The sequence below is a fragment of the Streptomyces sp. NPDC037410 genome (assembly GCF_055602235.1).
Map to the genome: position 1 here is coordinate 264,862 of NZ_JBVJWR010000004.1, position 23,079 is coordinate 287,940.

Genomic DNA, 23,079 nt, shown 5'->3' on the forward strand with positions numbered 1-23,079 from the left:
TGAACGTGACGGCGGACACGACGCGTGCAACGGTCTCCTACCCGGCGCTCGACCAGACGATCAGCGGGATGGAGGAGTCCGCCCACTACCTCCACATCGGGGCGGTCATGGAGATGCGGGGCGCGTCCCCTCGTATCGACGCGGTCCTTGACCACGTACGCCGGCGCCTTCCCTTGCTGCCGCCCCTGGCGGGCTGTCGCGATCACCTCGCCTCCCACGTGCGTGAACTTCCCGTGCCGGGCTGCCGCTCCGGCGACTGGACACGGGCTTACGACGCCTTGGTCAACGGTCCGGCGCCCGAGTGCGCGCAACGGCCCTGGGGAGTGTGGCTGGTCGCCGGTGAGGACGGGGACGGGTATCTCCTGAGCTACCGCTCCCACCACTCCCTCCACGACGGGGTCAGCCTGATGCGGCTGATCCGCCTGCTGTTCGCGCTCACCGAACCCGCCGCGCCCTCCTCGGCGCCGGAACGCCACAAGGAACCCCCCGCTCTCGGCGTACGCGTCAGCGGACGCCTGCGCACGGCGGCTGCCTCCACCCGTCTGCTGGTGCGGGCACCACGGCGTCCTCTGCTGCCCGGCGTGCCGGACAACCGGCGCGTGCTCACGTCGGCCGTTGTGCCCGTCACACGGCTTCGTGCGGCTGCGCGATCGCTGGAGTGTTCCGTCCTGGACGTACACGTCGCCGCCCTGACCCGGGTCGCCGAGGAGGCCGACCCCACGGGCTGGACGGCGGAGGGCCGGCGGACCCGTGGCATCGTCCTGCCCGTGTCCCTGGACCCGGGCGGCGCGACCCCCTACACCGGGAACCGCTTCGCCCTGGCCCTGGTCGACCTTCCGTGGGAGCGGCGCGACCTCGGCGCACGCGCCAGGACCATCGCCGGCCGCACCGGGCGGCTTCGGGACCCCGGATTCCGCTGGGCCATGGGAGAGGCGATGGGACGGCTCGGCGTCGCCGGTGTCGGGACGCTCTCCGGGCGGGTGTTCGCACGTGCCGGCATGCAGACCACCGTCCTGGGCTTCACCGCGGACCTCGGCTTCGCCGGCCACCGGGCCCGGCGTTTCACCAACCTGAACTGCCTTCCGGCCCCGTTCCCGTACCAGTCGGCGCTCACCCTGTGGCGCAACGAGGCAGTCTGTTCCTTCACGGCGGACACCGCGCTGCCCGCTGCCGAGAAACTGGCCGACCTGTGGCTCCAAGCGGTCGACGTGCTGGCCCCGGCCGCGCCCTCCGCCTCCACCACCACGTGACGCACCGACCGCCGCACCTCTGCTACCGCACCGTGCGCACCGCCATGCGTCTGATCAGCCGCACCCACTGCCTCACGACGGTCACGGGCGTCGACCACATCCCGGCCACCGGCCCCGTCCTCCTGGCCGGGAACCATCTCGCCGTCTGCGACACGCTCTTCCTCTACGCCGCCGTCCCCCGCGGTGTCGTCATCCTCGGCAAGGAGGAGTACTTCACACGACCCGGCGTCCGAGGGAGACTGCTGGCGCAGTACTACCGCCGCCTCGGCGTCCTGCCGGTCGACCGGTACGGAGGGCCGTCGGCCGCACGCACCGTCCTGGACACGGGCCGCGGGGTCCTGGACGGCGACGGCCTCCTCGCGCTCTACCCCGAGGGCACCCGCTCACCGGACGGCAGGCTCTACCGAGGCCGCCCGGGCGCCGCCGCCCTCGCCCTCATCAGCGGCGTCCCCCTCATCCCCTTCGGCATCAGCGGCACCGATCACGTGCAGCCCATCGGCACCACGAGGCTGCGACGCCACCCCGTCCGGATCCGCTTCGGACCGCCGCTCGCCGTCCAGGCCCACGAGCGCCGCGCCGACGGCTTCCCGACCACCGCGGCGCTGCGGGAGACCACGCTCCACCTCATGCGGCGCATCGCTGATCTGTCCGGGCAGGAGTTCGTCGACCTGCCCGCCCCTCGCAAGGCGCCCCCGGCCTGGCGCTCACCCCACGAGGAAGGCTGACTCCGTCCGTTCCCCGACCTCGGTCCCCGCCCACGACAGCACGCGCCATCCGGTCGCCGGCGTGCCCTCCACGACGACGACACCCGTGTTGGGCACCTCGTTCTCCAGGGCGTACCCGATACAGACGTTGTCGGTGCGCGCCGCGGCCCAGATCCGGATCGCCGTGCCGTGGGTCACCAGCGCGGCGACGCGGGCCCCGCAGCCCGCCGCCTCGGCCATCACCGCGTCGAAGCGGCCGAGGAAGTCCCTCCCGTCGGACGCCCCCGGCATCGGAACGTCGGGACGCCCGCACGCCCACGCCGAGGCGACCGCCGCGTACCTGCTGACGTCGTCCCCCTCGGTGCTCAGCTCCCAGACACCCGCCTCCAGCTCCCGGAGACCGTCACGCACGGCCGGCCGCAGCCCGAGGGCCGAGGACAACGGATCCGCCGTCTGACGGGCCCGCGTGAGAGGCGAGACGAACACCGCCCCGATCGGCTCCTCCCGCAGAACGTCCACCAGCGCCTCGGCCTGCCGGTGACCGGCCTCCGTCAAGGGCGATCCGGGAGCCGCCGTATCGAGGGCGCCCCCCAGGTTCGCGGCCGTCTGGCCGTGGCGGATCAGCAACAGGCGCATGTGCCCTCCCAGGACGATCGACCACCATCAGGCCGCTCACCCCTCTAACGGCACCCACGACACCGGACGTGGCGCTCCCCATGGGGAATTCACTCGGAAAGACCGGTTGCCGACGACGAAGCCCCGGGTCCATGACCTGGGGCTTCCGCGTCTACTTGGCCGGGCGGATCTCGGGTGCCACCGCGTTCAGGCCCAGGAGCCGGAAGTAGTTCTCGCCGAGGGCGATGTGGCGGAACGCCTCGTTGCCGAGAGCCTTGTTGATACGGCTCGTGACCTCCAACTCCTCCTTGTAGACGGCGTAATCCTTGTTGGCGGCCGCGACGAAGTCGGTGCCGGGGATGGCGCGCGTGGGGTAGGCGTCGAGGAGGGCGGCGTGCTGTGCGCGGACTCCGGGCTTGCTGAAGCAGGCGTCTTCCAGCACACGCCAGCTCAGGTCGAGGGTCAGGTTCGGGTGCCGGTCGAGGAGCTTGCGGACGATGGAGATGTGGTGGGCCGGGTCCATGGTGGTGAGCTCCTTGGAGAGGCCCATGTGCGCCCAGACGATCTTGTTCCGGGGGTAGCGGGTGAGTACCTCACGGAACAGATACAGGTACTTGGTGGGTTCGGCGTCGGTGCCGAGGTCGGCGTGGATGGTGAGGGGGATGCCGCGCTTCTCCAGCTCGCTCATGAAGGGCGCCCAGCCGCGGATGTCCTCCAGCGTGGCGGGCTCGTGGTGGTTGGGCAGGAGAGCGCCCTTGACGAGGTTGACCTCGCCGGCCCAACGGAACAGACCGGGGAACTCCTTGTCGTACAGGGCGATGTCGCGGGGAACCGTTTCGGGGTTGGCGACGTCGAGGGAGGTCATCGACAGGGTCAGGTGCGGGTCCGTGGGCTTGGACTCGACGTAGTTCTCGCCGTTGACGATGTCGTTCCTGACGCTGGGCAGGACCGGGGTACCGGGGCAGTCGAGGTAGTAGGTGCAGGTGCAGGTGCAGGTGCAGGTGGAGGAGGCGGGGAGTTTCTGCCCGATGCCGAAAACGTTGGCGTACCGTACGCCGCTCTTGCGCAGGGAGACGGGCACGCTGCTACTCCGGAGGACTCGTTCCGCGATGCGAACGAAATGGCGGAAATGCGAACAAATCTCCATGGAGTGTGCGTAGTTCTCCTCCGGTGCGTGCCCCGGACGCGCCGGAGTCGCCGATTTCTCACCCGGCCGGACTTCCGGACGGGCTCGACGCTCCCCTTGATCACCGGGGTGACCGGGTCACCTGTCTCCCACGGCATCTCGGGGGCGGGGACGCCGGCCCGGGCCGGTTGAACGGTCGATGCCCGACTCGCTGGATGCCGCCGCCTGCACCGGCCCTACGGACGGAACGCACCAAGCCCCAGGTCGCTGACCCGGGGCTTGGCCATTGCTCGGGAATCATCCGGCACTTGGGCCCGTGCGTAGCCTCCGCGCCGGCCCTTCTCGGGGGTGAGACCGGAGGTGAGTCCGGAGGGACCGAATCGACCGGCGGTTCGGCCGCGGCGAGGTCAGGCCGCCGCGTCCACCCGTGCACCGCTCCGGGTCTCCTGCCGTACGACACGGCGCTGCCGGGACGGCATGCCCATGGTCGGGTTGGCGGCGCTCCAGGCCGCGCCCTTGCAGATCATTTCCTTGACGAAGGTGGCCATGCGGCCCGTCATGGCCTTCTCGACCGCGCGGTCGTCGGCGGTGACGGTCTGGATCAGGGCGTCGCTGCGGCCGAGGGAGATGCACTGCTTCGAGTAGTGGATGGATACCTGGGGCACCTTGGTGCCGGCGAGCCGGGCGGCGAGGGCGTCGGCGGCCTGCCAGGCCATGGGGATGCCCGAGGCGCAGGACATGCGGAGGGGCTTGTCGCCGGGGCCGATCGCCATGGCCGCGTCGCCGACGGCGTACACGTCCGGGTGGGAGACCGAGCGCATCGTGGTGTCGACCACGATCCGGCCGTCGTCGGCGAGCTCCAGGGTGGTGGCCGCGGCGATCGGGTGGACGGCGAAGCCGGTGGTCCAGACGGTGACCGCGGCCGGGACGGTGCCGTCGGTGGTGGTGATCCGGTCGGCCTCGACGCCGGTGACGGTGGTGTGTTCGCGGACCGTGACGCCGAGCTTGTCCACGACCTTCCGCAGGTGGGTGCGGCCCTTCTCGGAGAGCCAGTCGCCGAGCGCGCCGCGGGCGACCAGGGCGACGTCGAGGTCCGGGCGGGCCTCGGCGATCTCGGTCGCGGACTCCAGGCCGGTGAGGCCGCCGCCGACGACGACCACGGACTGTCCGGCCTCCAGGCCGGCCAGGCGCTCGCGGAGACGGAGCGCTCCGGGGCGGCTGGAGACCTCGTGGGCGTGCTCGGCGGTGCCGGGGACGCCCTGGTCGTTCCAGCCGCTGCCGAGGGCGTAGACGAGGGTGTCGTACTCCAACTTCTCGGCGCCGTTCGCGGCCTCGACCGTCACCGTCCTGCGGTCGGCGTCGACGGCGGTCACCCTCGCGAGCTTCAGCTCGACGCCGGTGCCGGCGAACATCTCGCCGAAGGGCCGGGGAGCGAGCTCCTGGCCGGCCGCCAGCTGGTGCAGCCGGACGCGCTCGACGAAGTCGGGCTCGGGGTTGACCAGAGTGATGGCCACGTCCTCGCGGTGCAGCCGCTTGGCGAGGCGTCCGGCAGCGACGGCTCCGGTGTAGCCGGCTCCGAGGACAACGATGCGGTGCTGCATGGGCCTGCTCCTGTCTGCGTGGGTTCCGCCGCTGTCTTGCGCGGTTTCGCCACTTGAACCGGGCAGCCCGCAGTTTCCTGACAGGATCGGGATGTGAAGCAGGTCACACCGGGCCGGAGGGTGCGGAGCGGGGGATTCCCATGGCCCGCGGCGCCCCTTGCTCGGTCGCGCGGACGAGCTCGTCGGGGTTGACCGGAACGGTGTCGTTCAGGCGGATTCGAGGATGGGGCGGATCTCGACGGTCTCCGGGGTGGGGAGGCTCCTGGCCAGTTCGACGGCTTCCGCGCGGTCGGCCACGTCGACGACGAACCAGCCGCCGAGGGTCTCCTCGCCGGCGTGCGCGGGCCCGTCGGTCACGGTCGACGCCCCGTCGGCCGTCCTGCGCACTGTCGCGGGAAGGACGTGCTCGGTCTCCAGGGCCTCGCCGCCGACCAGTTTCCCGGCCGCGGCGAGGCCGCCGATCCAGCCTTCGTACTCCTTGCGGTAGGCGGCCCGGTCGGCCCGGATCCGGCGGCGTGACTCGTCCGTTTCGAAGATCACGAGTGCGTACTTCATGGAAGTTCCTCTCCGGCCGCCGCACGGGCGACCACTGCTGACGCTGCGGGAAGGGGGGGGCAGTCTGCTCAGGTGGTGCTGTCCGCCGGGGCGATGCGGGCGAGTACGCCGATCTCCAGCGCGGTCCACACGGCGCCGTCGGGACCCGGGGTGATGCCGTGCGGTTCGGAGTGGGGGGTGGGCAGGTCGTGGACGGTGAGGGAGCCGTCGGGGGTGATCGTGCCGACGCGGTTGCCGCCCCATTCGGTGAACCAGGCGGTGCCGTCGCCGTCGACGGTGACGGCGTGCGGTCGGGCGGTGCGGTCGGGCAGCGGGAACTCGCTGATCCGTCCGTCGGGCGTGATCCGGCCGATCTGGCCGGCGGCGATCTCGGTGAACCACAGCGCGCCGTCGCGGCCCGCCGCGATCCCGACCGGCGCTGCCGCCTCCGTCGGCAGGGGATGGAGGGTGACGGCGCCGTCCATGCCGATCCGCCCGATGGCGTTGGCCTGGTTGAGGGTGAACCACATCCCGCCGTCGCCGCCGGCGGTGATCGCCGAGGGGAACGCACCGGTGACGGGGAGCGGGAACTCGGTGACGTGGCCGTCGACGGTGATGCGGCCGATGCGGTCGGCGGCGGTCTCGGTGAACCACAGCGCGCCGTCGGGCCCCGCCGCGATGCCGAACGGCCCGCAGCCGGGCGTGGGCACGTCGAATTCGTCGATCACGCCGTCGGTGGTGATCCGCCCGATCCGGTCCGCCTTGTATTCGGTGAACCACAGCGCGCCGTCGGGACCGGGGGTGATGACGGTCGGCCCGCTGTCGGGATCGAGGCGGTGGCTCGTCGGCTCCTCGCCGGGGACGAGCCGGCCGATCCGGCCGCCGTGGACGAGGGTGAACCACAGCGCGCCGTCCGGTCCCGTGGTGAGGGCGTAGGGGCCGGCCGCGCCGTCGGCCACCACGTGCTCCTCGACGGACATCCGGGCCACATGATGCGCATGGTTCAAAGGGACTTCCCCCGTCCGTGGTCGGTGGCGATGCGTTCGATGTCGGCCGGGGTTCCGGCCATGATGGTGCGGGCGTGTTCGGTGACCAGTTCGGCGGGCCAGTCCCACCACGCGGCGTGCCGCAGCCGCTCGACGTCGGCGTCGTCGAAGCGCTGCCGGATCGGTCGGGCCGGGTTGCCGCCGACGACGGTGTAGGGCGGGACGTCGGCGGTGACCACGGCGCCGGCCGCGATGATGGCGCCGTCGCCGATCCGTACGCCGGGCATGACGGTGGCCCGGTAGCCGAACCAGACGTCGTTGCCGACGACCGTGTCGCCGCGGCTGGGCATGGCGGTGACGATGTCCAGCGTCTGCTCGGTCCACCGGCCGCCGAACATGGTGAACGGGTACGTCGACACGCCCATCGTCGGGTGCTCGGCGCCGGCCATCAGGAACGTGGTCCCCGCGGCGATCGCGCAGTACTTGCCGATGACGAGGCGCTCCGGGCCGTAGGCGTAGAGGACGTTGCGGTGCTCGAAGTCCGTGGCGCCGTCCGGGTCGTCGTAGTAGGTGTACTCGCCCTCGGCGATGTTCGGCGAGGTGACCAGCGCCTTGAGGAACACCACCCGCTCGTGGGCGGGCAGCGGGTGGAGGGTGGTGGGGTCAGGTGACAAGGGCGGGATCCTTTGCTGGGTCGTGGGATGTGGATATCGCATACGGTCCGGGCCGGGCGTTGCCGGGGCATGGCCCGGATGCGGCGAGACGCGGTGGGACCTCAGGCGTTCTCGGGGGCGGCCGGGGTGGCCCATTCGACGAACTGGACGATCACGCCGTTGGGGTCGGTGACCTGGAAGAGGCGCTCGCCCCAGGGCTCTTCGCGCAGCGGCATGGTGATGTCGACGCCCTCGGCGCGCAGCCGCTTCTCCTCGGTCTCGATGCCGGTGGTGGTGAAGGCGAGGATCAGGCCGGAGGCGTGCTGGTCGCGCTGGTCGGCCGGCAGCACCTCGGTGCCGCGCGCGAGCAGGACGACGTCCATCGCGGCGTCGTCGCGCGTCAGGGAGGCGAATCCGTCGGCGGCGGCCTGCTCGGTGTAGCCGAGGTGGGCGGTGAAGAACCGCTGGGAGGCGGAGACGTCGTCGACGGTGAGCGAGACGGTGGACGCGGTGATCTGCAAGACGGTTCTCCTCGGTGGTTTCGGGAAAGCGGGCGGGGTGCCGAGGCGTGGAACACGACCAACCTCGCCCCGTATGAAACTTACGACGGGGGTAAATTTAGACCGAGCGCCATCGGGGTGTCAATGTAAAAATGCTACGAGGGTAAGATTGCTCCATGACTTCTCACGCCACCTCGCCCGCACCCCCTGCCGGCCTGCGGGAATCCAAGAAGCAGGAGACCCGGCAGCTCATCTCCGACGTCGCCACCCGCCTGTTCCTCGCCCAGGGCTTCGAGTCGACCACCATCGCCGAGATCGCCGCCGCCGCACGGATGGCGAAGAAGACGGTGACCAACTACTTCCCGCGCAAGGAGGACCTGGCCCTGGACCACCAGGACGCCTTCGTCGCCTCCCTGGCCGTCACGGTGACCGGCCGTCGGACCGGCGAGTCGGCCCTGACGGCCCTCCACCGCGCCTTCGTCGACGCGGCCGGGAAAGCCGACCCGGTCGTCGGCTTCTCCGGCCCCGACTTCGCCCGCATGATCGCCGACAGCCCCACCCTCTCCACCCGGCTGCGGGACCTGCACGACCTGCGGGAGGTCGCCCTCGCGGACGCCCTGGCCGATGCCACGGGCGCCCCCCGCGACGACATCACCCCGCGCGCCGCCGCCGCCCTGCTCGGCGCGGTCCACCGCACCCTGTTTCGCCGCATCCAGGAACTCACCCTCGCCGGCCAGGGCGACACCCGGATCTCCGCCACCGTCCTCGCGGAAGCGGACAGCGCCTTCAGCCTGTTGGAGCCCTCGCTCGCCCACTACGCCGCGGCGTGAACAGAGGGACGTACGTCGGCGTTCCGGCGGTACGCGACCGGAAGTGCGGCGATGCGCGCGATCGGCGGCTCCGTTCCGCCTGTGCATCGGCTCGCTCATGGCGCGCAACTGGCACGGCCTCCGAGGGGCCCAGGAAACGACGAAGCCCCAGGTCGCTGACCTGGGGCTTCGTAAGAAGAGCGGATGACGGGAATCGAACCCGCGCTATAAGCTTGGGAATCACCCGGCCCTGGGGTGCGCGCACGCCATCTGACCTGCGGAAACAATCTCTCCCTGCTCCGATCTGGCCACCTCGTTGGCCCCTTTGCTGACCGCTGTTTACCGCCCCTACTGGCACGTTGCGGCACGGCTTCCCGTGCGAGTCAGGCGAGGTGCTGGCCGGGAGCGTGATCGCGTTGGCCGATGCGGGCGATGTCCAGCGCAGGCCAAAGCGACCTCGCCGCCTGTTTCGGGGGCGCGTGTTGTTCGCGGTTGCCTGCCTCGGGCTGCCATGGTTACAGTTATTGCAGATGGTTGCTTCGCTGGGGTAGTGGATGGGAGGCCGACATGGCTCGAACGAGCGTTCTGGCCCGTGCTGAAAAGGTCGAGCCGAACCCCTCGCATCAAGGTGCGCTCGCCGCGACCGCCCGGATGGCGCCGGAGCAGGTCGAGGTATTGGTCCGCACCCCTGATGGTGTCGAACTGGTGCTGCCAGCGGAGCTGGTCCGGCTTCTTCTCGCCTCAGCCGGCGAGCTGGCCCGGGGGCATGCAGTCACAGTGCTGGCGTCCGAGGTGCAGCTGTCGCCCACTGAGGCTGCTGAGCTTCTGGGCTTGTCTCGACCGTTCGTTGCACGCCTGCTTGATGCCGGTGACATCCCCTCGACGAATCTGCCCGGCAGTAGTCACCGCGTGGTGCGCCTCGCGGACGTCCTGGCGTTCCAGCAGCGGCGCGAGCGCCGTCGTGAGGGGCGCCGCCAGATCGCTGATGTGCTTGACGATGCCGGGTTGCCGTACTGATCGCGATGGCGCGGTAAGTGTCGAAGGGGAGGAAGAGCGAACGTGGCGGCGCGGGTCTTCGTGGACACCAACGTCCTGTTTCCGTTCTCAGTGATGGACGTGATGCTGGCCCTCACGGAGGACTCCATCCACGAGATCGTGTGGTCCGAACGACTCCTGGCGGAGTGGGAACGGGTCATCGTCCGGGAGGGTAGACGTTCTGCGGACTCGGCTGCCGCTGTTACTCGCGCCATCCGGCGGTTCTTCTCCGACTGCGAGGTCCCGGCAGCCGCCTACGCGCACCTTGTGGACGAGATGCCGGGTGATGATCCCGACGACCGGCACCACGCGGCGGCAGCGGTGGCCGCCGGGGCCGGCGCGCTCATCACGTGGAACCTTGGTGACTTCCCTGCCGACGACTTGGCGAAGCGCGGAGTGCAGGTGATCGACCCGGACGAGTATCTGTGCGCACTGTACGGAGAGTTGCCGAGTGAGGTCGTGCAGACCGTGGTCAGGCTGGCGGCAGAGAAGCGGAATCCGCCGGTCGCGATTGCTGATGCCATCACCCGACTTGCGAAGGCCGGTGTGCCACGCTTCGCCGACCTCTTGGCCGGACATCTCGGGTAGCGCGCGGGGCGAGATGCCGTTCAGTGTCGGGCGCGAGGTGGTGCACAGGTGGTGCGCGGCTTCCGAATCGGTCTAGACAACGACGAAGCCCCAGGTCGCTGACCTGGGGCTTCATTCAAGAGCGGATGACGGGAATCGAACCCGCGCTATAAGCTTGGGAATCACCCGGCACTTGGGCGTACAGAGTGTCTCTGACCTGCGAATACGCGCATCAGGATGTCCGTTGTGGGGTCCCGCGGTGCACCGCTGTTGACCGCTGAATTCTGCTCTGACTGGCACGAAATGGCACGGCGGGGGCACGTGTCTGGTGAGGTCCGGGTGTGAGACGGGTGCTTGGCCCGTCGGGTCCGGCTGATCAGCTGTTGCCCGTGGGGCCCAGCCCGGAACCGGGGACAGGCGTCGCAAGCATCAGCGCCGAGTCCGCATGGATTGTGATGCGCACCGGTGTGAAGGTGGTGGCGTCCACTGGCGACTCCCCGGTGCCGGGATTGCGGGCGTAGCGCGGATGGGCGCCTCCGCTGATCTGCCAGCGCATGCGGTGACCGACGGCGAAGCGGTGGGCGGTGTGACTCATCGGCACAGTGATCTGCGACGGCTCCTGCCCGTCCGTCCGCAGTCGGCCCAGCCCGTCGCAGATGTTGACGGAGCGGCCTTGCGCGTCCACGTCGCACAGGCGGGTGAAGACGTCGGCGTGGCCGGTGTCCGTGGAGATGCTCAGCCGTGCGGAGACCGGGCCGAGGATGTCCAGGGGCTCGGTCAGCGGGGGACCGGTGAAGGTCAGTACGTCGTCCCGAGTCTCCAGGGTGCTGTTGTCGCGAGGACCGGCCGTACGGGAGAGCAGCGGGCCGCCGAGCGAGGGGGTGGGGTCGCTCGGGTCGTAGCGGAACGACGCCGATGGTGCGGATTCCGTGTGGGCCTGTTGGGTGAGGTGCCCCTGCGCGGTGGGGAACCACTGGCCGCCGACCGTGGCCGGCGGCCAGTCGTCGAGGTCCCGCCAGTCGTCTTCGCCGCCGACGTGCACGCGCACCCTTGTGGGACGGAGGCCAGAGGGATCGGCGTACAGGTGCGCGCGAAGCCAGGCGAGGCTCTCGGCGAACACCTCGGGCCACCCCTGCTGCAGCGCGGACGTGTGGGTCCAGGGGCCGACGAGCAAGGCGGTCTCGCACCCGGCCTCACGTAGTCGGCGGTACTGCTCGAAGGTCTGGTCGGCCAGCGCGTCGTGCCATCCGGTGATCAGACTCGTGGGCACGCCGTGCCGCTCCGCCACCTCACCCAGGGACGCGCCGTGCCAGTACGCGTCCTTGGCGTCCGGGTGTGTCATCACATCGTCCAGCCAGGGCACTTCGCCCCCGAGGGCCGACGCGTGCGCCCCGCGCAGCGGCTGCGCGGTGGTGACATCACGCAGGCGCCGCTGCAGACGCAGAGTCGCCTTCACGAACGGTGCCATGCCCTGGTGCTGGTAGGTCATGCCCACGCCGACGGCGAGGGCGGTCTCCAGGTTCAGCGCACCGTGCGCGTGGAACAGGGCGTGGGGATCGTGCAGCCCCACCTGCACCACCATTGCCTTCAGTTCCGGCGGCGGGTCCACGGCGAGGGCCCACTGCACGTATCCCAGGTAACTGGGGCCGACGGTGCCCAGCGTGCCGTTGAACCAGGGCTGCTCGCGCAGCCAGGACACCGTGGCCCGGCCGTCGGCGGCCTCGTTGCGCCACAGGTCGAACGTGCCTCCCGAACCGCCGGTGCCGCGGCAGCTCTGCACGATCACGTGGAAGCCCTGTTCGGCGAAGAGCAGGCCGTACATGGGGGACCACGGCAGGCCCCTGCCGTACGGCGAGCGCACCAGGAGGGTGGGGAAGTCGCCCTCGGCGCGCGGAAAGTAGTGGTCCGTGATCAGCGGGCTGCCATCGGCGGCCGGCACCACCAGTCCCGGCTCCCACCCGACATCGTGCAGCTTGGCCGGGAGACGGCGCCACGTCGCCCTCATCATCCGCGAGGAAAGAGGCGGCTTCCCGGAAGGCGGTGTCCAGGTCGGACTCAGCACAGAACCCTGCGTGCGTGACGTCATCGTTCCCCTCCCTGATTCTCGTACTGTGTACGAGAATAGAATAGTCGACTGAGGCCCACAAGGGCTGTCGATCAAGGAAGGAGCGTGGAGCATGCCGCGTGACGGCGGGGCCGACGCCCCGGGCGTCGACCCCCAGCAGCTCTGGCTGACCTCTGGCCGGCCGCGCAGGGGCCGCAAGCCCACCTACAGCCGGGAGGCGATCACCGAGGCGGCCGTCGCCCTGGCGGACGCCGAGGGGCTCGAAGCGGTCACCATGCGGAAGGTCGCCGAACGGGCCGGAGCCGGCGTCATGTCGCTCTACAGCTACGCCCCCGACAAGGAGACGTTGCTGCACCTGATGGTCGACCACGTCAGCGGCGAACTGCCGACCACGGGCGCGCTCACCGGCGACTGGCGCGCCGACCTGAAGGCCATCGCCCGCCTTCAGCGCGCCCACATGCTGCGACACCGCTGGCTGCCCGCCGCGCTGTCCACCCGGCGCGTCCCCGGACCCAACACCCTGGCCTTCCTGGAACACGCGCTCTCCGCCCTGCGGCCCGCCGGGCTGGACGGCATGGCGAAGATGGAGATCTTCGCCCAGCTCACGGGATTCGTAGCCGGGCACGTCGGCCATGAGATCGCGCAGGCCGAAGCCTCGCAATCCCCCGACCGGGCCGCGGCCGAAGCCCGCTACCTCGTCGCCGTCGCCACGGACGGCCACCACCCGGAACTCGCCGAAGCCATTTCCGCCCCCGGGCGCCCCGTCACCCCGGAGGCCACCTTCACCCGGTTCCTCAATCGCCTGATCGACGGCCTCGACACCGACTGATTCGCCTGCGCCCCCACGGCTCTGTTGCTCCTGGCTGTCGCCCTCGACGACCCGGGCGCGGGAGATGCCCAACTGCGCGTAGGGGCCTGTCGGATGTCCACGCTTTGGTTCTGCGTACGTTCTGCGGACGCGGGGCGCGCAGAGGGCGCGGCAAGGGGCGGGGGGGCTGGGCAACGAAGAAGGCCCAGGTCGCTGACCTGGGCCTTCTCTCTAGAGCGGATGACGGGAATCGAACCCGCGCTATAAGCTTGGGAATCACCCGGCACTTGGGCCCGCAATGCGCTTTGACCTGCGGAAACGTTAGCCTGGCGCTGCTTCTTCGCCGTCTCCTCGGCTCCTTTGTTGTCCGCGGCTGACCGCCCCTACTGGCGCGTTGTGGCACGACGGCGGATCAGCCGCGCCACTCGACCAGGACGAGAGTGGCGTCGTCCGAGGTGGCTTCGCCGCGTGCTCGCCTGAGCGTGTGGGACAGGTCCCGTGCCACCGCGCGGACGCCTCGGTCCGTCTTCTCCAGCTGGTTCACCCAGTCGATCAGCTGGTCCTCGCCGAACTGCTCCTGCCCGCTCTCGTGTTCCTCGACCAGGCCGTCGGTGAAGCAGAGGATCCGGTCCCCGGGCGCGAGCGTCACCTCGCTGACCTGTGGTTGTGCTCCGCCGAAGCCGACAGGGAGGGTGGTGGGGCTGTCCAGGCGGCCCATGACGCGGTGCTCCCGGATCAGGACGGGGGCGGGGTGTCCGGCGTTGACCCACTGGAGACGGCCGGTGGTCGTGTCCAGCCGCAGCATCTGCGCGGTGACGAAGTGGTCGGGGGCGAACTGCTCGGCCACCGCCCGGTCCATGAAGAGGTAGATCTCGGACAGCTCGACGCTGATGCGGCGGGCGTGCCGGTACGCGCCGATGGCCACGGTCGCCATGGTCGCCGCGTCCAGGCCATGACCCATGGCGTCGATCATGGCGAGGTGGAGGGTGCCGCCGTTCAGGGCGTAGTCGAAGCTGTCGCCGGCCACGTCATAGGCGGGCTCCAGGACTCCGGCGACGGCGACGCGCGGCATGGTCATGGTCAGCGGGGGCAGGAGCGACCACTGGATCTCCGCGGCGACGTTCATCGGCTCGCTGCGGCGGGTGCGGAAGAAGAGGTCGGTGTAGCCGTTCTTGGTCTGCAGGAGTTCGCCGACCAGGCCCGCGATCCGGCGAAGGATGCGGCGGACGTCGTCGTCGACCGTGTCCAGGGTGACGGCCAGCACCCCGGCCTGGTCGCCGCCGTCGAGCAGCGGTGCGTGGACGCGTACTCCGTCGGTCATCGCCAGCTCGATCGGGAGCGACGTGAGGAAACACCTGCCGGCATCCGAGCCGTCGATGGACAGCGGCTCGCCGCCCGTCAGCCCTTCGGAGAGCAGGGGAACGAGCCTCTGCTGCTGATAGTCCTGGAGCAGGATCTGCGGATTCCTGCCGCCCAGCCGGGCCACCGCCTCGGCGACGACCAGCCCGATCCGGTGGGGCGGCAGCTCGTGCGCCCGGTCCAGGATCGTTCCCAGGAGCCCCTCCCCGAAGCTCTCCGAGCGATCGGGATTCCCGAGCCGTCCGACGGTCATCCCGTTGCCTCCAACCGAGCGGCGATGACCTCGCCCGGTCCTGCCTTACGGGGTGGGTGCCGCGACCGCGCGGCGACCGGTACCGGAGCGGCCCGCACCAGCGATGTGGCCTCCAGGATGCTTCTCGGCGGCAGGTCACGCCACCCGGCCACCGTGCGGGGACACCGGTTGCACGTCCCTCTCCGGGGACTTTCGGGCCCGCCGGGTTCGGGGGCGGACCGTCTCAGTCGCCTTCTTCCTCCTCCTCCGCTTCCATGAGGCGGATGCCCTGGTGGGTGAGCGAGACCATCGCGGGTGTGTTTCCCGGCTCCCAGTCGACGGTGACCAGTCCCTCGCCCGCGAGGTAGGAGCAGGCGGCGGCGAGGTCCTGCTCCGGGATGCGCAGGTCGTGGTTGAGCGCGGCTCCGGTGATGCCGAGCAGGCGGTTTCCTTCGGCGGCCGCGTAGAGCGCCTGGAGGATCTGTCGGCGGTACCGCTGCCGCTCGTGGAGTGTCGCCATGGCCGCGTGGTCCTGTCGTCGTGCGGTGGTCGTTCTTGGCCGGTCAGGGTTCCTCGGTGTGGGGTCCGGGGCCGGTGGGCTGTCTGCTGGTGGCGAGCCAGGTGCGGGCGGGTCCGGCGGCGGTCTCGGTGTCGACGGTGAGGTGGAGCCGTGTGCCGCCGCCCGGCGCGGGGTAGCTGCGCTGCTCCGCGCCGGCGAAGCACCGGCGGATCACTTCGGCGACCGCGCGGGCGGCCTCGGGGGCGGCGGAGACGATACGGATCTTGGCGTGTCCCCCCTGCGGCAGGGGCTCGTTCTCGGTGGGGTGCAAGACGGCGTGCTCCGTTCGGGACAGAAGTTCGGGACAGAAGTTCGGGACAGAAGCGAGAGGCCGGCGGGTGGGTTGTCCCGGGTGCCGGGTGCCCCACCCGCGGCCTTCGGCCGGAGGAGTGGTCTGAGGTCAGGGCCAGGTGCCCGTAGGCCGGCGATCGGCGATTCGCTCGGGCGGCCCGGGGTGGCTGTGGCCGGGGGGACGGCGGAGGGAGGGGTAGGGGCCGTCGAAGTGGTGGGCCGCTATGCGTGCGTCGTGCTGGGCGTTCAGCCGGTGGATCAGGCGTGTGCCGAGCGCGATCAGAAGTGCGGCTGCCACGAGCGTGATCACGGTCTCCATGTCCTCACCTCCCGGTGTGTCCCGGCAGCGGAATCATCCGCGCGCCGACGACGGGGTGCGGCTGGGGAGTCGGGGCGGCCCCGCCGTCGGTCTCCCAGGCGTCTTCGCTGCTCCGTGCCTCCCGCATGCGGCGGCCGGTCGCGGCCTCGCCGGACATCAGCGAGCCCGCGGTGAGGATGCTGCCGGGGAGTGCGGCGGCGGTCATCAGCCGGGCCGCGGAGGCGGGTTCGGTCTCGGGGGGTATCACGAGCAGGTCGCAGCGGCCGGTCGTGTAGGACAGCAGGATGATCTTGTCCGGGTCCTGCTCGGTGAACCAGCCCACGTGCAGCACGTGGCCGGTGGCGGCGACCTTGTGCGGGACGACGGGCCAGTGGTCGGGGTTCACCAGGACACGGGTGATGCGGCCCCAGCGTCCTTCGAGGGCATCGGCCAGCGGCGGCAGCTCGGCTGCCAGGTCGCGTGAACGGGGCCACCAGGCGCCGTCGAGCCGACCGGTGAGTGTGGTCTTAGGGGTGAGCGACAAGCGGGCCGGAAGTCCTGGGGTGAGGGCGCGGTTCGCTGTCCTGTCGAGGGTGGTGGTCATGGCGGACCTGCCCCCGGGCTGCCCGTCGGCAGCCCGGTTTTTCGTGTTCCCCGGAAATGTCACCTGCGTGGAAGCTGGTGCTCGAAGTACTTCCGGTACTTCCAGGGTACGTCCGATCAGTCCGTTTTCGGCCTGATACGGGGATATACCTCCGGTTCGTAGGGACGAGTGTCCGGCGACGGGCGGACACGAGGGAGCCGGGGTTACCGTGAAATGACGGCACAGTCGCCCCGCCGGGGGGCCGTCGCCCCTCTCGGGCGCGGCCGTGACGGGCCGCGGCATCGCACTCGTAGACGAGCGGATCCACCATGACCGACTCCGACATCCCGCCCCCGTTGCTCCTGCCGGACGAGATCCACCAGGCGGTGCGCCCCGGTACGGCTCTGCTCCGGCTGGAGACGACGCACTCCCGGCAGGGCGTCCTCGACGGGGCGTGGTGGCCGCGCACTCGCGACGTGGAGCAAGAGGTTCCCACGCTGGTGGCAGCCCTGACGGAACACCTCGGGCCCATCACCCGGGTCGGCCTGGACGCCACCGCGTGGAACGAGATTCCGACCCGGCTGGTCATCGACGACCGGGTCGTCCACCTCGACTCCTTCCCCGTCGGCGACGACACCGTCCTGATCACCCGTGGCGACAAGGACCACTTCGCGCTGATGGTGGTGCCGCCGGACACGGAGCCCGATGCCGCCCGTACGGCCATGGCCCGCGCGGTCCACGCCGACAACATCACGCAGGCCACCGAGCTCCTCGTCGCCCCGCTTCCCCCACCGACGACCGAGGACGGAGGAGCGGCGTGATCCAGACGGCGGACATCCGCGAGTGGCGCAATCAGGACGTGGTGGACCCCGGCGGCCACAAGATCGGCGAACTGGAATCCGTCTACGTCGACACCAGTACCGACGAACCGGCCATGGCCACGGTCCGCGTCGGCCTGCCCACCCGGCACCGCCTGGTGTTCGTCCCCCTGGAGGGGGCGACGGTGGGGCCGGGGTACGTGCGGGTCGCCCACGACAGGAAACTGGTGAAAGGGAGCCCCTCCATCGGCACGGACGGTGTCCTGCCCTTCGAGGAGGAGGAAGCCGTCTTCCGCCACTACGGCCTCGCTTACGAACCCGGTGCGAACGGCGAACGGCAACTCGCCCGACGCTGAGCACCCGACCGCCGGGGAGGCGGCCCCCATGACACTCTTCCTCGCCCTGATCATCGTCGCGATCATCCTGGGCCTCATCGGCGCCGTCGCCGACGGACTCCTGTTCCTGCTCTTCATCGGCATCGCGGTACTCGTGGCAGACCTCCTCTACATGGCCCTGCGCACCCGCCGCTCCGCCCGCCACCGCCCGCTCCGGTGACCTCGGGGACGGTCTCCGCATCATGCTGCGTATCGTCGACACCCGATCGGCCGCCCCGTGGAGATTCCCTCCGTACGCCGCCATCCGCTGAGCGGTTGCGTCCACCCGCCGGCCATCGGCGGTGTTCACCATCCGAACGGAACGCTCCGCGCCGCTGCCGACGTACACGTCCACGCGTACGGGACCGCCGCACAGGGCGCGGTCGGCGGGGTCCGCGTCGACGTGGGCCGGGCGGCCCGGCATCCCCGGAACGGGGCGTCCCGGACCGTGCCCACCTCTTGGCCTCGGGGCCCCTGGACGCCGCCGTCCCGGAGGGGACCGATCCGCTGGCTGTGAGGATGCTGCTGCTCGGCCGCGCCTACCGCACACCGGTCACGGTCACCGGTACTGCGCTCGAAGAGGCCCCGGCGGACGCTCGGGCACTGGCGGCAGCTGGTGGCCGACTGGGCAAAGGCGCCGTCCAGGCCGATCCCCGCCGATGTGCTGCGGCACGCCCATGACGTGTCGGCCGATGATCTCGGCGTCCCCGCCGTCCTGGACACGCTTGGCACCGTGGTGACGCGCGTCGACATCCCGTCCGGTGCCAAGTTCGAGAGGTTCGCCTTCCTCGACCGCTTCCTCGTACTGGACCTTGCGCGCGAGGTGGGTCACCAGCACCGGGCGGCGACATGACGTAGGGCGACGCGGGCCTCATGGCGGCGGTCGTCACAACGGCCTCAGCGCATTCACTCCGCCGAGGCCGCCCTTCCGGATCGTCACACGTGAGCGTGCTCGATCCATGTCCCATTCTACGACTGCGGGCCGGACAGGTCGGGAGGGAAGGCGGGCCATCGGGCGGTCCGGTTCAGCCGCGTTCTTCTTCGACCTCCATACGGCGGATTCCCTGGTGGGTGAGGGAGGCCGAGGAGGCGGTTGCCTTCGACCGCTTCGTACACGACGTGGAGTACCTGTTCTCGACAGGTCTCGCTGCTGGCGGTCACCGGCGACCAAGTCTTGCGATCTCCGTCCGGCGGATGCAACGCGACGCCCTGCGCTGCGGGCGGGCATTCACTGTCGAGTCGAACCTGAAGGGCGGGGAAAGGAGGTGTGTAGTCGCTTCCGGCGCGCCTCGACCGACAGGGCCGTGACCTGCCGGCTCGGGCGGCCTTGGCGCTGTCCCGCCGGGTGCGGCGGTCAACCTCGATGAGGCATGACGTCGACGGCGGGTGCGGCTGCGAGCCTCAAGGTCGGGCGTCGGTCTGGACGTAACAGAGCCCGGCGCGGTGGCTGTGGACCGACCGGGCTCTGGACGTGTGGACGAGTGCTGTTCCGGTCAAAGCGGCTCGTCGTGAAGGTCCTCTTCGCGCAGCAGGTCGTCCTCGCGGCGCGAGGCCTCCTTCTGGTCCTGCTTCTGTCCCCGTTCGCGGGACTGCCTGCCCGGCTGGGGGTGCGCGGGGTCTCCCGGTCGCTGGTGACCTCGCGCCTCGCGGCCCTTGCCCGGCTCCTGATGCTTGTCCTGCTTACCGCCCATGACAGCGACTCCTCCTGATGCGTGGGTACGGCCTCCCTCGGGTCACGCTCACACGGACAGTGACCGTCTGCATCAGGTCGACCGCGAAGCGGGGCATACGGGTGACGCCCGTCCCGATGTGGCGGCGTCGGAGGCGGCCATCCCTTCCACGGGGAAGGTGTCGCGGACGGCGGTGAGGGGTTCGCGGGCGGGTGAAGCGGAGCTTGTCGGTGAGGAGGACGGCCGCCGTGACGCCTGGCCTCCGGTAACGATCGAGAGTCGTACCGGGAGCAGGCCGGATCAGTCGGCGGCAGACTCGTCAGCCGTGAGATCGGTTCCGCATAGATCGCCGAGCCGGTGAGCGATGTCCCTCAGCGGAGCCCGTAGCGCCGCCGGCTCCGCACGTAGGTCGGTCGCAAGGGGCCACCTCTGTTCGTGTGCGGTGGTGCTCATGTTGGCCGGGCGTTGCGCCTCGTGCTGCTGGAGCGCAGGATGCCATCGGCTCAGGAAAGGACGCAGGTGGCGGTTCAGCAGGAACCGCCGGAGGTCGTCCTGCCGGCCCGGGTCCGGGTCGTGTCGGCGTACGGCGCGGGCCACGAGCGGGTGGATTACCCAGGAACGCGGTGTCATGGGTTCGGGCAGGAGCTGGCCCTGGCCCAGTAGCCGCTCGATGGCGAGCTGCCGATGGTCACGGTGGCCCTCCAGTTCCGGCGTTCGTTCGTGGCTTTCTCCTGTTCGCACGGTGCTGATCAGAAGGATGCCGTGCCGGGGCTCATGCCGGCACGTTGTGGCACGACATGGCCGCCGAGGCGGAACGCGGAGGGCGCTTTATGGTGTCTTGCCGAACGTCGGCGTTGGCGGGTGATGGAGGAGCACGGTGGCGTACAGGATGTTGGGGCAGCGCTATGAGCTGGTGGAGCTGCTCGGACACGGCGGCATGGGAACCGTGCACCGTGCCGTGGACCACCGGCTGCGCCGTTCGGTCGCCGTGAAGACCCTGTCCGCCGAGCTGGCCCGGCAGCCGCAGTTCCTGGCCCGGTTCCAGCGGGAGGCGCATGCCGCCGCCGCGCTCAACCACCCCGGCGTGGCCACCGTGCACGATGTGGGCGAGGACGGTGTCGGCGGTGCCGTCGAGCCGTATCTGGTGATGGAGTACGTGGAAGGCAGGGCCCTGAACCAGGCTCTGGCCGACGGTCCGCTCCCGATCAATGCGGCACTCGACGTCACCGCCGGGGTGCTGGAGGCGCTGGAACACAGCCACGGGCACGGCATCGTGCACCGGGACATCAAGCCCGGCAATGTGATGCTCATGCGGACGGGCGCGGTGAAGGTCCTCGACTTCGGCATCGCCAAGGCCCTCACCGAGGCGGCCACCCGCCTGACCGGAACGGGAGTCGCGGTCGGTACACCCGCGTATCTGTCTCCGGAGCAGATCCACGGGAGTGACGTCGATCACCGCGCGGACCTGTACGCCGTGGGCTGTCTGCTGTACGAACTGCTGACGGGCCGCCCCCCGTACACCGGGGAATCGCCCTTCTCGGTCATGCACCAGCACCTTGCCGCGGAGCCCGTACCGCCCTCGCGGCTGCGCCCGGAGCTGCCGCCTGCCCTGGAGGACGTCGTGCTCAGGGCGCTGAGCAAGGCACGCGAGGATCGTTTCGCGGACGCGGCGGCGATGAAGGCGGCGCTCACGGTCGCGTCCCGTGCCACGGTTCTGGCCTCCTCGGTCCCGGCTTACGCGGTTGCGGCTCCCGGAGTTCCGGTTCCGGCAGCTCCGGTTCCTGCGGTTGTGGCTCCCGCAGCTCCGAGCCCCGCAGCCCCCAGCCCCACAACTCCTGAACCCGTGGCGGCGCCGCCGTCGGTCCCCGACGCCCAGCCTGCGCGCCACGCCCTGGCCCAGGTGGTCTTCCGCCCGACCGCCGAGGGCGCGGTCGCGCTCCTCGGTTGCCTGCTGTCGCTCGTGGAATTGAGCAGCCCTCCCGGCCCTCCTCTGCGGCAGCCGCACCACAACGCCCCCAGAGTCCGGGGACTTCGCTGGTCGGTGTCGCCCGTCAGTGGCTCCTCGGCCAGGTCAGCGCTCTGTGGGCCCTCCTCACCGGCCGCCCGGTGTCCTTGTATGCCGCCTCGGTGCTGCGCATCGGCTACGGGCTGCTCTACCTGGTCTTCCTGCTCCGCGAGTTCCCGCACCGTGGAGAGATCTGGGGACCCGAGTCCCCTTGGACGCCTGCGCTGGCGGAACAGCTCTTCGAACAGACGGGCTGGAACAGCGTCCTGATCCTGTCCGACAGCCCCGCCTATTTCGAGTTCTGCTACGCGATGGCCGTCGTCACGTCCGTACTGTTCATCCTGGGCTGGCGGACCCGCGTCATGTCCGTCCTCTTCGCCGTCGTGGTGATCTCGTTCCACGCGAGGTCGATCTTCATGACGGACGGGGGCGACAACCTGGTCCTGCTGATGGCCATGTACCTCGTCCTGACCGCGTGTGGTCGGCGCTGGTCCCTGGACGCACGCCGCGACCGGCTCAAGTCGGCTCGTGCGGGCGACGTGCCGGAGCCGGTGCGGGGCTTGTACGCGCAGGAACTCCGCCACGCCCGCGTCACCTTGACCACCGTGGTGCACAACTGCGGCGTCTTCGTCATCGCCGCACAGGTCTGCTTCCTCTACGGATCGGCAGGCCTGTACAAGGTCCAGGGTTCCACCTGGGGCGGCGGCACCGCTCTGCACTACGCGCTGAACCTCGAACTGTTCCAGCCCTGGCCCGCGCTCTCCCACCTCGTGGACGATTTCCCGATGGTGATCGCGATCACCGGCTACGTCACGGTGCTCGTCCAGGTCGCCTTCCCGTTCGTACTCTTCGGCCGGCTCAAGTATCCCGTTCTTGCCGTGCTGCTCGGGATGCACATCGGCATCGCCGTACTCATGGGGCTGCCGCTCTTCTCCGGCGCGATGATCATCGCGGACGCCGTGTTCCTGCCCGACCGCTTCTACGCCTTCCTGCCCCGACTGTGGCGCCGTGCGGCACGGCGCACCGGAATGCGGCAGGCGGCACCCGGCCGGGCCACAGGATCGGGATCCGTACCCGCGCAGGGAAGACCGGAGCTACCCGCCCCGCAGGACCAGGTCGTTCCGAGTGGAGGGTGAAAGCGGTTCAGTCCACGCGATGGGCCCTGTGGCGGTAGATGGTGCGGGAGGAATCCCCAAGAGGCCTAGACAACAACGAAGCCCCGGGTCGCTGACCTGGGGCTTTGCTATGGAGCGGATGACGGGAATCGAACCCGCGCTATAAGCTTGGGAAGCTCATGTTCTACCATTAAACTACATCCGCGCAGCGGACGGATGATCCGTTCCGCATCGTTGCACACTGTACCCCATGCGCCACTTGAGGCGAAGCTCCCGCCGTGTGGTGTGCCATGGGTGCCCCCTTCATCCCCTAATGTGGCTGATCGTCCACCACGTGTGTAGGGGAAGGGACTTGATGGTTTCGATGGAGCGCACCGTCGTCCGTTGTGCCGAAGGGCATGTGTTCAGTACCGCCTCGTTCCCGCTTCAGCAGCTCGGTGCCGGGCGGATCGGGCCCGGGCGGCTCATCCGGTGTCCGCGGTGTGCGCGGTTGCGGCATGCGGTGCCGGTGGAGGTCGGGCG

The 23,079-nt window shown here is 70.3% G+C and carries 25 protein-coding genes, 1 tRNA gene and 1 pseudogene; 12 read left to right on the forward strand and 15 right to left on the reverse strand.

All coding sequences use genetic code 11. From position 1 onward, the window contains the following. The first annotated feature begins 5 nt into the window (after positions 1-5). Both ACZ7HT_RS08845 and ACZ7HT_RS08850 read left to right on the forward strand, forming a co-directional pair. A complete protein-coding gene (locus ACZ7HT_RS08845) occupies positions 6-1,250 on the forward strand; it encodes a WS/DGAT/MGAT family O-acyltransferase (protein ID WP_471161758.1) in 1,245 nt (414 codons plus the stop codon). Further along, positions 1,247-1,975: a lysophospholipid acyltransferase family protein gene (locus ACZ7HT_RS08850; RefSeq protein ID WP_471161761.1), complete on the forward strand. Its 729-nt coding sequence runs from the start codon at positions 1,247-1,249 to the stop codon at positions 1,973-1,975. Before ACZ7HT_RS08845 ends, ACZ7HT_RS08850 begins: the two co-directional genes overlap by 4 nt. Here the strand turns inward: ACZ7HT_RS08850 and ACZ7HT_RS08855 are convergent. The 7 genes from ACZ7HT_RS08855 to ACZ7HT_RS08885 all read right to left on the reverse strand — a co-directional run bounded on the left by ACZ7HT_RS08855 (position 1,955) and on the right by ACZ7HT_RS08885 (position 7,990). After that, positions 1,955-2,590 (reverse strand): histidine phosphatase family protein, encoded by a 636-nt coding sequence (locus ACZ7HT_RS08855; protein WP_471161764.1) that lies wholly within the window; start codon positions 2,588-2,590, stop codon positions 1,955-1,957. The genes ACZ7HT_RS08850 and ACZ7HT_RS08855 overlap by 21 nt on opposite strands. 151 nt (positions 2,591-2,741) lie before the next feature. Further along, positions 2,742-3,650: an amidohydrolase family protein gene (locus ACZ7HT_RS08860; RefSeq protein ID WP_471161767.1), complete on the reverse strand. Its 909-nt coding sequence runs from the start codon at positions 3,648-3,650 to the stop codon at positions 2,742-2,744. 452 nt (positions 3,651-4,102) lie between these two features. Further along, a complete protein-coding gene (locus tag ACZ7HT_RS08865) occupies positions 4,103-5,296 on the reverse strand; it encodes an NAD(P)/FAD-dependent oxidoreductase (RefSeq protein ID WP_471161770.1) in 1,194 nt (397 codons plus the stop codon). Between the two features lie 207 nt (positions 5,297-5,503). Beyond that, positions 5,504-5,851, reverse strand: coding sequence for a YciI family protein (locus tag ACZ7HT_RS08870; RefSeq protein ID WP_471161774.1), 348 nt, complete (start codon positions 5,849-5,851; stop codon positions 5,504-5,506). Between the two features lie 68 nt (positions 5,852-5,919). After that, positions 5,920-6,810, reverse strand: a complete 891-nt coding sequence (locus ACZ7HT_RS08875; protein ID WP_471162179.1) for a Vgb family protein — start codon at positions 6,808-6,810, stop codon at positions 5,920-5,922. Between the two features lie 23 nt (positions 6,811-6,833). Continuing rightward, positions 6,834-7,532, reverse strand: coding sequence for a CatB-related O-acetyltransferase (locus tag ACZ7HT_RS08880; RefSeq protein WP_471161777.1), 699 nt, complete (start codon positions 7,530-7,532; stop codon positions 6,834-6,836). 59 nt (positions 7,533-7,591) lie between these two features. Next, the gene (locus ACZ7HT_RS08885; RefSeq protein ID WP_471161780.1) at positions 7,592-7,990 is read right to left on the reverse strand and encodes a VOC family protein; all 399 of its coding nucleotides are present in this window, start codon (positions 7,988-7,990) and stop codon (positions 7,592-7,594) included. A 155-nt stretch (positions 7,991-8,145) separates the two neighbouring features. Between ACZ7HT_RS08885 and ACZ7HT_RS08890 the strand changes: the two genes are divergently transcribed. The 3 genes from ACZ7HT_RS08890 (at position 8,146) to ACZ7HT_RS08900 (ending at position 10,401) form a co-directional block, all read left to right on the forward strand. Continuing rightward, entirely contained in the window at positions 8,146-8,799 is a 654-nt protein-coding gene (locus tag ACZ7HT_RS08890; protein ID WP_471161783.1) for a TetR/AcrR family transcriptional regulator, read from the forward strand. Between the two features lie 546 nt (positions 8,800-9,345). Beyond that, the gene (locus ACZ7HT_RS08895) at positions 9,346-9,795 is read left to right on the forward strand and encodes a helix-turn-helix domain-containing protein (RefSeq protein ID WP_471161786.1); all 450 of its coding nucleotides are present in this window, start codon (positions 9,346-9,348) and stop codon (positions 9,793-9,795) included. A 42-nt stretch (positions 9,796-9,837) separates the two neighbouring features. Further along, on the forward strand, positions 9,838-10,401 hold the full coding sequence (locus tag ACZ7HT_RS08900; RefSeq protein ID WP_471161789.1) for a VapC50 family PIN domain-containing toxin: 564 nt from the start codon (positions 9,838-9,840) through the stop codon (positions 10,399-10,401). 355 nt (positions 10,402-10,756) lie between these two features. Here the strand turns inward: ACZ7HT_RS08900 and ACZ7HT_RS08905 are convergent, their stop codons facing one another. Further along, positions 10,757-12,385, reverse strand: a complete 1,629-nt coding sequence (locus ACZ7HT_RS08905) for a CocE/NonD family hydrolase (protein ID WP_471161793.1) — start codon at positions 12,383-12,385, stop codon at positions 10,757-10,759. A 172-nt stretch (positions 12,386-12,557) separates the two neighbouring features. Here ACZ7HT_RS08905 and ACZ7HT_RS08910 point away from each other — a divergent pair, with 172 nt between their 5' ends. Continuing rightward, complete coding sequence (locus ACZ7HT_RS08910) at positions 12,558-13,274, forward strand: TetR/AcrR family transcriptional regulator (RefSeq protein WP_471161796.1); 717 nt, start codon at positions 12,558-12,560, stop codon at positions 13,272-13,274. Positions 13,275-13,665: 391 nt separating this feature from the next. Here the strand turns inward: ACZ7HT_RS08910 and ACZ7HT_RS08915 are convergent, their stop codons facing one another. The 5 genes from ACZ7HT_RS08915 to ACZ7HT_RS08935 form a co-directional block, all read right to left on the reverse strand. Further along, on the reverse strand, positions 13,666-14,865 hold the full coding sequence (locus tag ACZ7HT_RS08915) for a PP2C family protein-serine/threonine phosphatase (protein WP_471161799.1): 1,200 nt from the start codon (positions 14,863-14,865) through the stop codon (positions 13,666-13,668). 223 nt (positions 14,866-15,088) lie between these two features. Beyond that, positions 15,089-15,364: a hypothetical protein gene (locus ACZ7HT_RS08920; protein WP_362005756.1), complete on the reverse strand. Its 276-nt coding sequence runs from the start codon at positions 15,362-15,364 to the stop codon at positions 15,089-15,091. Positions 15,365-15,407: 43 nt separating this feature from the next. Then, complete coding sequence (locus tag ACZ7HT_RS08925) at positions 15,408-15,674, reverse strand: hypothetical protein (protein ID WP_471161802.1); 267 nt, start codon at positions 15,672-15,674, stop codon at positions 15,408-15,410. A gap of 129 nt (positions 15,675-15,803) precedes the next feature. Then, positions 15,804-16,013 (reverse strand): hypothetical protein, encoded by a 210-nt coding sequence (locus ACZ7HT_RS08930; RefSeq protein ID WP_471161805.1) that lies wholly within the window; start codon positions 16,011-16,013, stop codon positions 15,804-15,806. A 4-nt stretch (positions 16,014-16,017) separates the two neighbouring features. Then, a complete protein-coding gene (locus ACZ7HT_RS08935; protein ID WP_471161808.1) occupies positions 16,018-16,596 on the reverse strand; it encodes a DUF5994 family protein in 579 nt (192 codons plus the stop codon). 308 nt (positions 16,597-16,904) lie between these two features. On the opposite strand from ACZ7HT_RS08935, the gene ACZ7HT_RS08940 reads away from it, so the two are divergent. The 4 genes from ACZ7HT_RS08940 to ACZ7HT_RS08955 all read left to right on the forward strand — a co-directional run bounded on the left by ACZ7HT_RS08940 (position 16,905) and on the right by ACZ7HT_RS08955 (position 18,620). Beyond that, on the forward strand, positions 16,905-17,396 hold the full coding sequence (locus tag ACZ7HT_RS08940) for a DUF5994 family protein (RefSeq protein ID WP_471161811.1): 492 nt from the start codon (positions 16,905-16,907) through the stop codon (positions 17,394-17,396). Next, on the forward strand, positions 17,393-17,749 hold the full coding sequence (locus ACZ7HT_RS08945; RefSeq protein ID WP_471161813.1) for a PRC-barrel domain-containing protein: 357 nt from the start codon (positions 17,393-17,395) through the stop codon (positions 17,747-17,749). The genes ACZ7HT_RS08940 and ACZ7HT_RS08945 overlap by 4 nt, the downstream gene beginning before the upstream one ends. Before the next feature lie 28 nt (positions 17,750-17,777). Next, a complete protein-coding gene (locus ACZ7HT_RS08950; protein WP_181924584.1) occupies positions 17,778-17,948 on the forward strand; it encodes a hypothetical protein in 171 nt (56 codons plus the stop codon). Positions 17,949-18,383: 435 nt separating this feature from the next. Then, complete coding sequence (locus ACZ7HT_RS08955) at positions 18,384-18,620, forward strand: hypothetical protein (RefSeq protein WP_471161817.1); 237 nt, start codon at positions 18,384-18,386, stop codon at positions 18,618-18,620. 640 nt (positions 18,621-19,260) lie between these two features. Here ACZ7HT_RS08955 and ACZ7HT_RS08960 read toward each other — a convergent pair. Further along, positions 19,261-19,458, reverse strand: coding sequence for a hypothetical protein (locus tag ACZ7HT_RS08960; RefSeq protein ID WP_471161820.1), 198 nt, complete (start codon positions 19,456-19,458; stop codon positions 19,261-19,263). Between the two features lie 916 nt (positions 19,459-20,374). Between ACZ7HT_RS08960 and ACZ7HT_RS08965 the strand changes: the two are divergent. Continuing rightward, positions 20,375-21,040: pseudogene (locus tag ACZ7HT_RS08965) on the forward strand (protein kinase domain-containing protein); the annotation flags it as partial. 431 nt (positions 21,041-21,471) lie between these two features. Beyond that, positions 21,472-22,578, forward strand: a complete 1,107-nt coding sequence (locus tag ACZ7HT_RS08970; RefSeq protein ID WP_471162182.1) for an HTTM domain-containing protein — start codon at positions 21,472-21,474, stop codon at positions 22,576-22,578. Between the two features lie 110 nt (positions 22,579-22,688). On the opposite strand, the gene ACZ7HT_RS08975 is transcribed toward ACZ7HT_RS08970, so the two are convergent. Next, positions 22,689-22,762, reverse strand: a tRNA-Gly gene (locus ACZ7HT_RS08975). Positions 22,763-23,079 lie beyond the last annotated feature (317 nt).